Raw genomic sequence first — 15044 nt, 5'->3', positions numbered from 1 at the left:
CCTATTTTATTCAATTACATTAATCGTTTATCGCGATTTGGCAAAGTTCAAGAAACCTAGACTCTGCTCTCACTGCTTTAAACGTTGCTTTGGTAAGTAAGATAGCCAAAGCCTGTTATAAACTAAAGTATATCATAAATACTTTTTGTTATTTAAATATATGTCAGATACAAATTTTGTTGATTACGTAAAAATATACTGCCGCTCAGGAAAGGGTGGGAGAGGTTCTACTCACTTCCGTCGGGAGAAATACATCCCTAAGGGAGGGCCTGATGGTGGAGATGGTGGAGATGGTGGACACATCATACTCAGAGGAAACCGTAATTATTGGACTTTGCTGCACCTGAAATTCAAGAGGCATTTATTAGCTGATCATGGGGAAAGCGGATCAGGAAAGCTGTGTTCAGGAAAAAAAGGCGAATCTGTAATTATAGATGTGCCTTGCGGAACAGTTGCTTACGATGCCGAAACAGGTGAATACATTTGTGATGTAACGGATGACGGACAAGAGATTATCTTGTTGAAAGGCGGTAGAGGCGGACGTGGAAACAACCACTTCAAGACTCCGACTAATCAGGCTCCACGTTATGCGCAGCCTGGAGAACCTTTCGAGGAAAGGCGTATTGTTTTGGAATTGAAAGTGTTGGCTGATGTCGGTTTGGTAGGTTTTCCGAATGCCGGAAAATCGACATTGCTATCGGTGATGACTGCGGCTAAACCCAAAATCGCAAATTATGCTTTTACGACACTCGAACCCAATCTGGGAATTGTGAGCTATCGAGACCATCGGTCTTTCGTGATGGCTGATATACCGGGTATTATAGAAGGTGCAAGTGAAGGTAAGGGATTAGGATTGAGATTTTTGCGTCATATCGAACGTAACTCTTTGCTGTTGTTTCTGGTTCCGGCTGATGCAGATGATATTCATGCCGAGTACAGAGTATTGTTGAACGAATTGGCTCAGTATAACCCCGAATTGTTGGATAAACGCAGGGTGTTGGCTGTCTCTAAGTCTGACATGCTTGATGATGAACTGATTGAAGCACTTAGCAAAGATTTACCGGATATTCCTCATATATTTATTTCTTCTGTTGTAGGATTGAATATTCAGCAATTGAAAGACCTTCTGTGGAATGAATTGAATGCAGACGGAGCATACGTGAAAGCTGCCGATAATCAGATCAAGCACCGCAAACTGGATATCCGTGCTATTGAGCTTGATGATGATGACGATGACTTTATTCCGGAAGATGATTACGAAGAAGAAGATTGGGATGAGGAGGATGAAGACTTCGATCCTGACTTTTACTACGGAGAGGATGTTGAAGAGGACGATAACGAATCGAAAAAATAGAGAACTGCAATGCCTGTCGAGCTGATACATTCTCAATTGTTGGATAAGTATAAGGCGCTTTGTCATTTTACTACTACTACATATGGAGGAGTAAGTGAAGGGAATTATGCTACATTTAACTTAGGGCTGTACTCTGGCGATTCTCCTGAAAATGTGATGGAGAACCGTTCTCGATTAGTTTCTGCTATCGGCTTACCTCTTGAGAATCTATTCTTACCATACCAGACTCATGGAGATAAGGTTTATGTGATAGACAAAGAGTTCTTACAATATCCATCGACAAAGCAGGTGCAATTACTTTCGGGTGTTGATGCGGTGATAACTAATATTCCGCTGATCTGTATTGGTGTGACTACCGCCGATTGTGTGCCTGTCCTTCTTTTTGATCCCGAGAGTAAAGTGTTTGCTGCTGTTCATGCCGGTTGGCGAGGTACTGTTGCAAATATTGTAGGCAAGACCATTGAAGAAATGATTCGTGTTTTTGGATCAGTACCTCAAAATTTAGTTGCCTACATTGGTCCGGCTATATCACAGGCTGTTTTCGAAGTTGGGGAAGAAGTTGTTTTAGCATTCGAGAATGCAGGTCTTGATTTGGAGCGGATAGGTAAAGTTAATGATATGACTAAAAAAACACATATTGATTTATCTTTGGCTAATCAGATTTTACTACAAAAATCGGGGCTTAATTATGAGAATATAGATGTTTCTGGTATATGTACCTATAAAGATAGTTTATGTATGTTTTCGGCTAGAAGACAATCTGTTAAATCGGGTAGGATTGTTTCTGGAGGCTATTTATATTGATATATATTCTATTGATATAATTTAGTCGTTTTTATTTGTTTTGCTTCTTTTCCACTTGCGAAGAATGATGAATATAAGTCGGAAATTCTTCGGGATTGATTATCTTTGATAAGTTAATCAATTTAAAACTGGCTAAAGCCGAATCTTGTTTCGACAGCGTGAAGGTGAGTCAAATAGGTCTGAGACCTTTAAAATATAATTATGAGATGAAAAAAAATCTATTTTTATTTTTACTTATTACTTTTGCTTATAATGTATCCGGACAAACTATAGCGAGTGACACTATCACATATAAAGGAGAGAAGGATTATGTGGCAAATGATACGATTCAAGATTGGAGTCTCGATTATCAGGCTTTAGAACCTCAGGTGAAAGCCGATATCGATTGGCTGAGTTATACTCCTCTTGGTGTTAATCAAGATGTGAGAGACGACAAGAATAGTTTTGTGTTGATGTGGATGTCGGGTGTTCCTTACATGAAAATGAATTTGGACGAACGTATCGTTACATTTTTAGCCGGAGAGCCTTGGCTGATTATGTCTTATATGACAGGATGGACTAAATATTTTCTTGAAAATAATTATTCTCAAAATCAGATTCAGTTGTCTATAGCCGGAGTAAAAAATGTAATAAACTTTTACCAAAGGAATAAGAGACATTTACAGAAAAATAAAGAAGTCGAATCTTATATAAAACTAGATAAGTCGGGTAAGCTGGAAGAGTATATCGCCAGTGTGCTGATGAGTAATTGATTTTTTTTAGAATATAGAATAATTTGAAAGCAGGTTTATCCTGCTTTTTTTTATCTATATAGAAAAGGAGGTATAGTCTTTCTTGTTTATAAAAACGTTCTTTCAATCGTTGGCTGGAGTTTAATCAGAAAACTTGAAAAGGTGCAATGAAGTAACAAAAGAAAGAGTGTTGTCTTGCTGTAACTTTTGTTACCTTTTTGAAAAATGACCACAAACTCCTGAAGGGGTTTTTTCGGGCGTCAGCTAAATACCTTTAGGTGACAGAGGGGAAAAGTATCACTCTAAAAACGAATGTGAAATGTGTAACTTTTGTAACCTTTTTAGTGTTCATTATTAGTTTTTTTTCTTTTCGACTGTTGTTATGTTTAAAAAATCAACTAAAAGGTTTGAGTCCTTAAATAGTAATGTGTAGTTTTAAAAACTGATTTCTTTTTCGGATCTTGATTTACTAAAAAACGGAATATGAAAAATATACTTAGATTTGGTATTATAGGAACCAATTTTATTGTAGATACTGTACTGGAGGCTGCCTTGTCAGATCCCAGATTTCAGGCTGCAGCCGTTTATTCCAGAAGTATAGAAACGGCGAATGTTTTTGCCGATAAACATGGTATTGCTCATAAGTTTACCTCATTAGAGGAAATGGCTCAGTCTGATTATATTGATGCCGTTTATATTGCATCGCCGACAGCTTTTCATGCAGAACAAAGCATCCTTTTTATGAAACATGGAAAGCATGTGCTTTGTGAGAAACCATTTGCTTCTAACGCTAAAGAAGTGGAAGCAATGGTTGAGGCTTCCAAGTGGCATAATGTTGCATTAATGGAGGCTATGCGGTCGACTCTTACCCCTAATTTTAAAGAGGTTATCGGTCATTTACAGGACGTAGGTGTAATAAGACGGTATTTTGGGTGTTATTGCCAGTATTCATCCCGATATGACAAACTGAAGCAGGGAGTCGTTCTTAACGCTTTCAATCCCGAGCTGTCGAATGGGGCGATTATGGATTTGGGTGTATATACTATTTATCCTATGATTGTGTTATTCGGGAAACCTCGTTTGATACAGGCATCCGGAGTGATGTTAAGTACGGGAGTAGATGGTCAGGGAGCTATTAATTTCGAATATGAAGGGATGAATGCTACTGTTATGTATTCGAAAATTTCAGATTCGCTATTGCCATCTGAAATTCAAGGCGAAGACGCTGTTATATCAATGGACAAGATCGACTTTATCTCGAATCTCAAATTGTATAAAAGAAGAGGTGAAATGGTGGATTTGACAGTTCCTAACCAGAGAAATCAATATTATTATGAGATCGCCGAATTTATTGATCTGGTGAAGCAGGGGAAGAGAGAGTCCGATATAAACAGCCATGCTAATTCTTTGGCTGTGATAGAAGTTGTTGATGAAATAAGACGGCAGTTAGGGATTGTTTTTCCTGCTGATAAATCAGAGGCTTTTTAAACTTTTTTTTACTCTCTGCATCCGATTATTTTTGTTAATTTTGTACTATAAAGGTTTCACCCCTTTTTGTGGAGTGAAAATGATCAACCAGATATTTCAACTATAAACTAATCAATATGGCAACTCCAGCATTTAAGTATCAGGAGGCTTTCCCTATGGGCAAAGATACTACCGAGTACTATTTACTATCAAAAGAGTATGTTTCTACAACTACATTCGACGGTCAGGAAATATTGAAGGTCGCACCCGAAGCTTTGACTTTATTGTCTCAGCATGCTTTCCGTGATGTAGAGTTTTTATTACGACCCGAACATCAGGAACAGGTCGCTAAGATTTTATCAGATCCTCAGGCCAGTGACAACGATAAATTTGTTGCATTGACTTTCCTGCGTAATGCCGAGATTTCGGCAAAAGGTATACTTCCTTTTTGTCAGGATACGGGTACAGCAATTATCGTGGGTAAAAAAGGGCAGGGAGTATGGACAGGTTCTAATGACGAAGAGGCTTTGTCTTTGGGCGTTTATAATACATTTACACAGGAAAACCTGCGTTATTCACAAAATGCACCTTTGAACATGTATGACGAGGTGAATACAGGTTGTAATCTTCCTGCTCAGATAGATTTGTATGCAACAAAAGGTAATGAGTATAAGTTTTTATTTATAGCAAAAGGTGGAGGTTCGGCAAATAAAACCTATTTGTATCAAGAAACAAAGGCTTTGCTTACTCCCGGTAAATTAGAGGCTTTTCTGATAGAAAAGATGAAATCTTTGGGTACAGCGGCTTGTCCTCCTTATCATATCGCTTTTGCTATCGGAGGAACATCTGCCGAAACGAATCTGAAAACTGTAAAACTGGCTTCTGCCAAATATTATGATAATCTGCCAACTAAAGGCAATGAAGGTGGTCAGGCTTTTCGTGATTTAGAAATGGAGGCTAAGCTATTGAAAGCTGCTCAGGAATTAGGTCTCGGAGCTCAGTTCGGAGGTAAATATTTTGCACATGATATACGTGTTATTCGTTTGCCTCGTCACGGAGCATCATGCCCTGTAGGAATGGGCGTTTCTTGTTCTGCTGACCGTAACATCAAAGGAAAAATTAATAAAGATGGTATCTGGTTGGAAAAAATGGAAGATAATCCTGCTCGTTTAATTCCTGCTGAATACCAACAAGCCGGAGAAGCCGGAGGTGTGAAGATTGACCTGAATCATCCGATGCCCGAAATTTTGGCTGAATTGAGTAAATATCCGGTATCGACCCGTTTGTCTCTCACCGGTACTATAATAGTGGGACGTGATATTGCTCATGCCAAATTACAAGAGCGTTTAGATAAAGGCGAAGGACTTCCTCAATATATCAAAGATCATCCGATCTATTACGCAGGCCCTGCAAAAACTCCTCAGGGATATGCAAGTGGATCCATGGGACCTACTACAGCTGGGCGTATGGATTCGTATGTGGATAATTTTCAGGCAGCAGGCGGCAGCTTAATTATGATTGCTAAGGGTAACCGCAGTCAGCAGGTAACAGATGCTTGTCATAAACATGGAGGGTTCTATTTGGGAAGTATCGGTGGCCCGGCTGCTATTTTGGCTCAAACCAATATCAAGAGTCTGGAATGTCTTGAATATCCGGAGTTGGGTATGGAAGCTATCTGGAAGATTGAAGTGGAAGATTTTCCTGCATTTATCTTAGTAGATGATAAAGGAAATGATTTCTTTAAACAGTTGAAACCGAATACAGGTTGTACTGCTTGTTGATAAGCAGCATATAGAAAATATAGATCCCCGCTTTTCTTTTATGTAAGGTGGGGATTGTTTTTTATATTAGGGCTGATAAATTTCTTTATATAAAAAAGAAAAGGTTGTCATCCCGACAACCAATCTCCAATTGTTAACCTTAAAATCTAATACCATGAAAAAACACATTGTAAAATTAGGCTTTTCGGAGTATATCTGCAAGCAATATGATATTATTAATTGTTTTTTAACAATAATGTGATAACTTGAATGTCTTTTAGGGTTTTATAAACATTACAAAAGCACAATTCTTTAAAAAGAATTAATTTTAGAGCCTTTAAGTAGCGAAATGTCTTACTTTTGTTTTTGGCAAATATTGATAATGTATGAGATTTATAGATAAAACGGTGTTAGCCAAGTATATTTTTATAACAATCGCAGTTGTACTGGCTGTTAGTTTTTTGGTAATGTCTAACAGGATGTATAATGACATGGCTAAAGAAGAACGTCAGAAAATAGAGTTATGGGCAAAGGCAGTTCAGATGGTTGCTTCGGGTGATGATAATACCGAGCTCGATCTTACATTGTCGATACTATCTGGAAATAAAACTATTCCGGTTATTCTGTGCGATGAGTCGGATATAGTGCGAATGTCTGTAAATATCGATATTCCGATACAGGATAGTGCAGCTTTTCTGAAAGAAAAAATCAACTCTTTTAAGAAAACCAATTCGCCGATAATACTTCAGAATCCGAATTTTAGGCAGGTGGTCTATTATGGAGATTCTTCTGTTTTGCAAAGGTTGCAGTATTTCCCGTTTGTCCAGATCGGAGTCTTAACCGTTTTTATTTGTGTTTCGTTCTTAGCTTTACTTAGTACAAAGAATGCAGAACAGAATAAAGTGTGGGTAGGTCTGTCGAAAGAAACGGCACATCAATTAGGAACTCCTATATCTTCGATGCTGGCATGGGTAGAATATCTCAAAACTAAAACGACAGATTCTTCCGCATTACAGGAGATGGAAAAAGATGTTGCTCGCTTGCAGGTCGTGGCGGATCGCTTTTCCAAGATAGGTTCAAAGCCGGCTCCCGAGCGTAAGGAATTTTGTACAGAAGTCCGGTTGTCAGTTAGTTATTTGCAGACTCGCATCTCTAAGAAAGTTATATTTAACTTTAACTTACCGGATAAGCCAATTCCTGTGATGATAAGTACTGCTTTATTTAGTTGGGTAATAGAGAATCTGATCAAAAATGCAGTCGATGCAATGGAAGGGCAGGGTGTTATTGATATTGTGGTAGGAGCTAAATATAATATGGCTTACCTGGATATTACCGACACAGGCAAAGGAATGCCTAAATCAATGTTTAAGCGTATATTTAGCCCCGGATATACAACTAAAACAAGAGGGTGGGGACTAGGCTTGTCTCTAACCAAACGTATCATTCAGGAATATCATAATGGTAAAATATATGTCAAGAGTTCCGAACAGAATGTCGGCACGACTTTCAGAATTGAGCTCCCGATTGCTTAACCTACCAGATACAAGAGATGCATACATATAAAAATGCCCCGAGATTAAATGTATCTCGGGGCATTTTTATATGTATGTTAAAGATTCACTCCTTAATTTTTAGTTGATGTGTGTCTTTTATTCAAAAGTTCAATCACTTTATCTGTGATATTATATTTTTCCTTAGCATAAAGGACATTGTCTAAGCCTGAATTGCTGAGTATCATGTGGTAATTAGCCGTTTTGTTGAATTCTTTAATGCATATTCTTACAGAATCGGCCAATTGATTGTTCACTTTTATTTGTTCCATTCTTAGTTCATCATCCAAACGGGTTGCCATTTGCTCAAGATCAGCAGTCAATTTCTGTATACGACCATATTCTTGTTCGGCACGTTCCTGACTCAAAAAGGCATTGTTTTGCATTTTGCGGTTGAACTCTTGCTGTTCGGCAGCTACTTGCTTTTGTTTTTGAGATATCGATGCTCTGGATGATTCTGTCTTTTTTATTAAAGCATCACTGGCTTCCTTTGCGTAGTTATAATGAGTCAGTACACTGTCTATGTTGACATAGGCTATAGGCAATGTGGCTGTTGTATCATTTTCAAATTTTAAAGAAGGTGTGTCTACAGTGTCTTTTTTAGATGTAAAGAAAAGGATAAAGAGGATGATGATAGCTACAGCTAAAACGCCATTTATCGCATAGGAAAGATTTTTCATAAAAATAATATTGATGACTAAAAATAACTTTACTAAAAAATTCAATTCTTCAACAAAAATAGAACCAATTTTTAAGATTTTACTATTTCTTGACGAATAAATAAACTTTCGCCCGAAATTAGCTGTTATAACAACTAAAATCAGGACTTCGACAAAGATAGTTTTATTAGTTGATTTGCAACTTTGGCTTTCTATAAAAGATGTGAAAAAGTTTGTTTGAACTTCTTTATTTCTCTACTTTTATATAAAGAAAAGCCAAGAATATATCTGTTCTTTAAGGCTGTTTTTCTGAAGTTATCGGACGAAAGATACTTCTTTTTTGAAGTAAGTTTAGTAACAGCTGAATTTTAATGATTTTATACAGCAAATAAGATCAAAATGTAATTGGTTTACATATAAATTTCTTGAATTGAATATTAATAAATTAGGTCCGTGACCTTAAAATAAAAACATATGACTATAAAAGATTTGGAGCCTTCTATTGTTTGGAAATATTTTTACGAAATTACTCAGGTTCCCAGACCTTCTAAAAAAGAAGGGAAAATAATAGCTTATCTTCTTGATTTTGCTCAAAAGCATAATTTGGATGTGAAAAAAGACGATGCAGGCAATGTTTTGATTACTAAACCTGCGACAAAAGGATACGAAAACCTTCCGACAGTGATTTTACAAGGCCATGTAGATATGGTTTGTGAAAAAAACAATGGCACGGAACACGATTTTGATAATGATCCTATTGAAACCTATGTGGATGGAGATTGGTTGAAGGCAAAAGGTACTACTTTGGGAGCCGATAACGGACTGGGTGTTGCTGCTTCTCTTGCTATTTTGGCATCGGATGATATCGAACATGGAAAACTGGAATGTTTGTTTACCGTTGATGAAGAAACAGGCCTTACCGGAGCTTATGCATTAGGTAAAGACTTTTTGACCGGAGATATTCTGATCAATCTTGATACAGAAGAAGAAGGCGAATTATATATCGGTTGTGCCGGAGGTAAAGGTACTAATGCAACATTTACTTATGAGCAGGCAGATGTGCCCATGAATCAGTTTTGGTTTAAACTTGAAGTAAAGGGTTTGAATGGCGGTCACTCGGGTAGTGAAATTCATAAAGGACTAGGTAATGCGAATAAAATATTGAACCGTTTTCTATGGATTCTGTCTCGTAAGATACATGTTTATCTGGCTTCTATACAAGGAGGAAACCTGCATAATGCTATTGCCCGCGAAGCATCGGCTGTAGTGGGGATACCGATTCGTGATAAAGACGAAGTTGTGGCTATGTTGAATGTTTTCATTGCTCAGATTGAAGATGAGCTGAAAGTGGTAGATCCTAATGTGAAAATACAGATAGAAAGTACCGATCAGCCCGAATTTGTTTTTGACGATAAAACTACCGCAGGACTTATCAATTCGATTTGTGTATGTCCGCACGGAGTTTTGGCTATGAGCCAGGATATTCCCGGACTGGTTGAAGCGTCTACGAATCTGGCATCGGTAAAGATGAAAGAAAATAATACGATTGTTATAGGTACAAGTCAGCGCAGCTCTACCGAATCATTGAAAAATTATGCGGCAAATATGGTGAATGCTGCATTTACAATGGGTGGTGCAGTGGTTGTGCACGGCGAAGGATACCCCGGATGGAAACCAAACCCTCATTCGCCAATTCTGAAAGTAGCCAAAGAGTCTTACAAGAAGTTATACAGTGTAGAGCCGGAAGTGAAGGCTATACATGCCGGATTGGAGTGTGGTTTGTTTCTTGAAAAATATCCCCATCTTGATATGGTTTCGTGTGGTCCTACCATTACGGATGCTCACTCACCCGCCGAACAGGTAAATATTCCTTCGGTTGCTAAATGGTGGCCTTTCTTGTTGGATGTATTGAAAAGCATACCTGCTAAACAATGATCAATGAAACAGTAAACAGAAAAATGGAAAAAATGAAGATAGAGATATGGTCAGATATTGCCTGTCCGTATTGTTATATAGGAAAACGTAAGATGGAAAAGGCTCTGAGCCAATTTCCTCATGCAGACGAAATTGAATTAGTCTGGCACAGTTATGAGTTGAACCCTGCTTTACCTAAGAAGGCAGGGACAATATCATATTACGAGTATATAGCTAAGCTGCATGATTTTACTGTGGATGATGCTAAAGAAGACCTCAAAGAATTGAAGAGTCTTGCCGAAACCGTAGGGCTCGTTTACAACTTCGATAACTTGGTTGTGGCTAATACTTCGGATGCTTTGCGGTTGATCAAATTGGCTAAAAAGTTTAATCTGGCAGATCAGGCCGAAGAAGTTCTTTTCAGAACATACTTTACCGATGAAAAAGACATAAGCGACAGAGATACTTTGGTTGCATTGGGTAAAGAAATCGGACTTGCCGAAAAAGATATTAACAATTTACTTGATAGTGATGAGTTTTTGTCGGAGATAGAATCGGATATACGTCATAGCGAAGACGATTTGGATTTGGAATACATCCCATTCTATTTGTTTAATAATAAGGATGTAATACAAGGATCTTTGGCTGATGAAGAGTATCTTTCGGTTCTGGATAAAGCATTTCAGGACTGGAAAGCCAATGGCGTATCGACCGAGAAAGGAGACCGCTTGAAAGGAAGAGCCTGTTCTGCTGATGGGGTATGCAGTCTGGACTAAGAAAGACGGGATATTTACGTAACAGACAACACTGAATTTTTAAAAACTATTTATGCGTATATTGGCTTATATCTTAGTATTAACGGTTGCGATACCTTTGTTTTTCGCCTGTGATAATGATGATAAGTTTTCAGGAGACAGTAATCTTCGACTGAATTTTTCATCGGATACAGTTCGTTTCGATACAGTTTTTACGGGTATCGGCACTGCGACCAAACGGTTGAAGATTTATAACAGGAATAAAAATGCTATAACTATATCCGGTATAGAATTGATGAGTGCCGGAAAAACCGGATTCAGGATGAATGTTGATGGCGAGAGCGGCAATAAAGTATCCAATGTTGATATCTTGGGTAAAGACAGTCTGTATGTGTTGGTCGAAGTTACGGTAGATCCTTTGGATAGGAACAGTCCGTTGTTGATCGCTGATTCTATCCGTCTGCAATTCAATGGTGTTACACAGTATGTGAGGCTTGAAGCTATAGGGCAGGATGCTGTGCTGTGGAAAGCCAAAAAGATAGATAAAGATACTACTCTGACCGCAGGAAAACCGTTTCTTATATATGATTCGCTGCGAATAGAGAAAAATGCTAAGTTGACTATAGATAAAAACGTCAAACTGTATTTTCATAGTGGTGCAGGGTTGTCGGTGCAGGGTACGCTTGATGCGAGAGGTACGGTTGACGAACCGATTGTGTTTAGAGGAGACCGTACTGATAATATGCTGGATGTACCGACGTTGCCTTATGACAGAGTTCCCGGACAATGGGAAGGAATAACCGTTGCGGGAGACAGTTATGGAAATGTATTCGAGAATGTTCGAATTCGAAACAGTGTATACGGTATTCTTTTTTATCCGTCGGATACAATCCAACAAAAAGCGAATTTCTTAAATACGATTATACAGAATACAACCAAGGAAGGTTTATGGGCTGTAAACGCAAAGGTATCCGCAAAGAATTCGTTATTTGCCAATTCGGCAGTAAATGCAATCCGTCTTCTGGGCGGGAGCTATGAATTTATTCATTGTACCATAGCCAATTATATGTATGGTGTTTTTATTACTATACGGAAACCTGCTATGGTGATAGAGAATTCAGGAACGGATATGAGCGGAAAATCTCAAACTTATGCTTTGGGAAGATGTGATGTGTTTAACTCGATAGTATCGGGCAGTACGATCAATAATAATTTGGTTTTAGAAGAAAAAGGAGATGTTGCATTCAGATACAGTTTCAGGTATTGTCTGTTGAAGGAAAAAGGAACGGATGATACTTTTTTCGTTAATACGCTCTGGAACGTTGATCCTGCATTTGAGTTCATATATTCATCCGAAACAGCATCTGATAATACCGATAAAGCATATTTTTTTAATTACGAGTTGGGCAGCAGTTCGCCGGCAATCGATTTTGCGTCGAGAGTATATGCTGCAGGCTTGCCTGAAGATATCAGAGGGGTATCCCGTAGAACGGATGGAGCTCCCGATATTGGTTGCTATGAATATCAAAAGTAAGGCTATATTAACAAATAAAACAGCTATATGTCAAAAGGGTTTCTGTATATCGAAACTCTTTTGTATTTTTATAGAGTTACATAATATTTGAAGGTTGAAGGCCTTTTTTTAATAATCTAAGGGGAATATCAGCAGATGATCATTATTTTGAGGTGTATCATTAAATAGTTTCTGTTACTTATTATGTAATTTTGTGTGTTTAAGGTCTCAGACCTTTTTATTCAATTAATACTTTATTTTACTTAGTAAGAAAGTAAACAGGTTTGATACCTTAATCGTTTTTTTTTATGGAGGCAGATAAGCAGCATTTGTTAGATATCAGATATCTTCGCATGGCGATGATTTGGGCAGAAAATTCATATTGTAAAAGACGTCAGGTAGGAGCACTTATCGTCAAAGATAAGATGATCATTTCTGATGGATATAATGGAACACCTGTCGGTTTCGAAAATGTTTGTGAAGATGAGAATAATCTTACAAAGCCATATGTGCTTCATGCCGAGGCTAATGCTATAACTAAAGTAGCCCGTTCGCACAACAGCAGTATGGGGGCTACGATGTATGCTACTACTTCGCCCTGTATAGAATGTTCTAAATTGATAATACAGGCAGGTATCCGCAGAGTGGTTTATTGTCATCGTTATCATAATATGGATGGCTGCGACTTGTTGGAAAGAGCCGGTATCGAAACTGTTTTTATTCCGTTGGAGTGAACTTGATTCGATATTTGACTTGATTTACAATAGATTAATAAAATCAATAAATAAGGTCTGGAACTTAAAATCACTAAATATTAAATATACTAACATCTGATTTCAATGAGATCATATTCAAATAAAAAGAGGTATTTCGTTTGGTTGCCTTTATGGATTGCGTTGGGGATAGTACTCGGTCTTTTCATCGGAAGTAAGTTTTCTGTATTTAATTCTACCCGAAGCCTTTTTCGCGGAGGCAGCAAAGTTGATGCTGTTTTACAGTATATCAACGAGGCATATGTCGATAGTGTGAATACTCAGGAACTGATAGAAAAAGCATTACCGGGATTAATTGCCGAATTAGACCCTCACTCGGTATATTTTAGTGCCAAGGATATGGAACTTGTCGGTGATGAACTCGAAGGGCATTTCAGTGGTATAGGTGTACAATTTGTATTACGTAATGATACTATTACCGTGGTAAATGTTGTACCGGGAGGGCCGTCTCAGGCTGCCGGAATTTTGCCCGGCGACCGTATTGTTTATGTCAATGATAGTTTATTCGCCGGTAAAGGCATGACTAATGATAAAGTCATGAGAAGCTTACGAGGTGAAAAAGGGTCGGATGTAAGATTAGGAATTAAGCGTCTGGGGAAAGCAAGTACTGTAAATATTATTGTTACACGTGGTGATATACCCGTCAATACCGTAGATATAGCATATCAGCCTGCTAAAAATATAGGAATGATAAAGGTTAATAAATTCGGAATGACTACTGTCAAGGAATTTATTACGGCTATTTCGAAATTAAAGAAACAAGGAAGTACATCGTTTATAATTGATTTGCGACAAAATACAGGGGGATCTTTGACTGCTGCCATCCAGATGGTGAATGAATTTCTGGCAAAAGGTCAGCTGATTGTCTATACGGAAGGGCGTGCTTATCCCCGTGAGGATGCAGTTGCTGACGGATCGGGTACAACTAAGGCCGATCAGTTGGTTGTATTGATGGATGAAGGCAGTGCTTCTGCCAGCGAAGTTTTTGCAGGAGCTATACAGGATAATGACCGGGGATTGATTATCGGACGTCGTTCGTTCGGAAAAGGCTTGGTTCAGAATCAGCAGGTATTTAAAGACGGGTCGGCACTTCGTTTGACTATTGCCCGTTATCATACTCCTTCGGGACGATGTGTGCAAAAACCTTATGAGTTGGGTAAATCATCTGATTACAATCAGGATCTGATGAACAGATACCTGAGAGGTGAGTTTGATTCGCAGGATAGCATTAAGCAAACAGGAGAACCTTTGTTTCATACCGTAGGAGGACGTCCTGTTTATGGCAATGGAGGTATCATGCCCGATGTATTTATACCTCGTGACACAATCGGTATCAATTCGTATTATATCAATGTAATGAACAACGGACTTGTTTACGAGAGTGCATTTTTGTATACCGATAAAAACCGTCAGAGATTAGAATCGTTCAAAACATGGGAAGAACTTGATGCTTACTTATCATATCAGCCGCTGGTGCAGAATTTGGTTAGTTTAGCAGAAAACAAAGGTATTCGCCACAGGCCGTATCTGGTTGCAGAATCTCGAACATTACTGATGTCTCAGCTGAAAGCCAATATTGTCCGTAATATGTTTGGGGATGAGGGATTCTTCTCTATAATACTGAAAGATGATATTGTATTGAGAAGAGCAATTGAATTGATCGAGCAAGGAAAAGCGAGCCCTGTTTCAATCAGGTCCCAAGCATATAAAAAGTGAGAATGTTTTTGAAGATAACAGGTTAATGCTGTTATGCTTGTTACGTGA

General features: G+C 38.2%; 12 protein-coding genes. 11 read left to right on the top strand and 1 reads right to left on the bottom strand.

Annotated elements, in window-relative coordinates:
- The first annotated feature begins 160 nt into the window (after positions 1–160).
- From obgE to AABJ51_RS06855, 6 genes are all read left to right on the top strand, one after another.
- A complete protein-coding gene (obgE, locus tag AABJ51_RS06880; RefSeq protein ID WP_026627685.1) occupies positions 161–1354 on the top strand; it encodes a GTPase ObgE in 1194 nt (397 codons plus the stop codon).
- Positions 1355–1363: 9 nt separating this feature from the next.
- A complete protein-coding gene (pgeF, locus tag AABJ51_RS06875) occupies positions 1364–2158 on the top strand; it encodes a peptidoglycan editing factor PgeF (protein WP_338374946.1) in 795 nt (264 codons plus the stop codon).
- A 206-nt stretch (positions 2159–2364) separates the two neighbouring features.
- Complete coding sequence (locus AABJ51_RS06870; protein ID WP_051290854.1) at positions 2365–2910, top strand: hypothetical protein; 546 nt, start codon at positions 2365–2367, stop codon at positions 2908–2910.
- Between the two features lie 462 nt (positions 2911–3372).
- Entirely contained in the window at positions 3373–4377 is a 1005-nt protein-coding gene (locus tag AABJ51_RS06865; protein WP_338374943.1) for a Gfo/Idh/MocA family protein, read from the top strand.
- A 116-nt stretch (positions 4378–4493) separates the two neighbouring features.
- On the top strand, positions 4494–6137 hold the full coding sequence (locus AABJ51_RS06860; RefSeq protein ID WP_338374940.1) for a fumarate hydratase: 1644 nt from the start codon (positions 4494–4496) through the stop codon (positions 6135–6137).
- A gap of 365 nt (positions 6138–6502) precedes the next feature.
- A complete protein-coding gene (locus AABJ51_RS06855) occupies positions 6503–7648 on the top strand; it encodes a sensor histidine kinase (protein WP_035332241.1) in 1146 nt (381 codons plus the stop codon).
- 92 nt (positions 7649–7740) lie between these two features.
- On the opposite strand, the gene AABJ51_RS06850 is transcribed toward AABJ51_RS06855, so the two are convergent.
- Positions 7741–8346 carry an OmpH/Skp family outer membrane protein gene (locus AABJ51_RS06850; RefSeq protein ID WP_134435526.1) on the bottom strand — a complete coding sequence of 202 codons (606 nt, stop codon included), beginning with the start codon at positions 8344–8346 and terminating at the stop codon, positions 7741–7743.
- A 453-nt stretch (positions 8347–8799) separates the two neighbouring features.
- Here AABJ51_RS06850 and AABJ51_RS06845 point away from each other — a divergent pair, with 453 nt between their 5' ends.
- The 5 genes from AABJ51_RS06845 to AABJ51_RS06825 all read left to right on the top strand — a co-directional run bounded on the left by AABJ51_RS06845 (position 8800) and on the right by AABJ51_RS06825 (position 14996).
- Positions 8800–10260, top strand: coding sequence for an aminoacyl-histidine dipeptidase (locus AABJ51_RS06845; RefSeq protein ID WP_338374936.1), 1461 nt, complete (start codon positions 8800–8802; stop codon positions 10258–10260).
- A 32-nt stretch (positions 10261–10292) separates the two neighbouring features.
- Positions 10293–11015: a DsbA family oxidoreductase gene (locus AABJ51_RS06840; RefSeq protein ID WP_338374931.1), complete on the top strand. Its 723-nt coding sequence runs from the start codon at positions 10293–10295 to the stop codon at positions 11013–11015.
- Between the two features lie 52 nt (positions 11016–11067).
- Positions 11068–12528 carry a choice-of-anchor Q domain-containing protein gene (locus AABJ51_RS06835; protein WP_338374929.1) on the top strand — a complete coding sequence of 487 codons (1461 nt, stop codon included), beginning with the start codon at positions 11068–11070 and terminating at the stop codon, positions 12526–12528.
- Between the two features lie 287 nt (positions 12529–12815).
- Positions 12816–13241, top strand: coding sequence for a dCMP deaminase family protein (locus AABJ51_RS06830; RefSeq protein ID WP_026627674.1), 426 nt, complete (start codon positions 12816–12818; stop codon positions 13239–13241).
- Positions 13242–13346: 105 nt separating this feature from the next.
- On the top strand, positions 13347–14996 hold the full coding sequence (locus tag AABJ51_RS06825) for a S41 family peptidase (RefSeq protein ID WP_035332238.1): 1650 nt from the start codon (positions 13347–13349) through the stop codon (positions 14994–14996).
- Positions 14997–15044: the final 48 nt, after the last annotated feature.

The organism is Indolivaga capnocytophagoides (genome assembly GCF_036511535.1).
Lineage (GTDB): Bacteria > Bacteroidota > Bacteroidia > Bacteroidales > Dysgonomonadaceae > Dysgonomonas_A > Dysgonomonas_A capnocytophagoides.
This window is presented reverse-complemented; position numbering and strand designations above follow the sequence as displayed.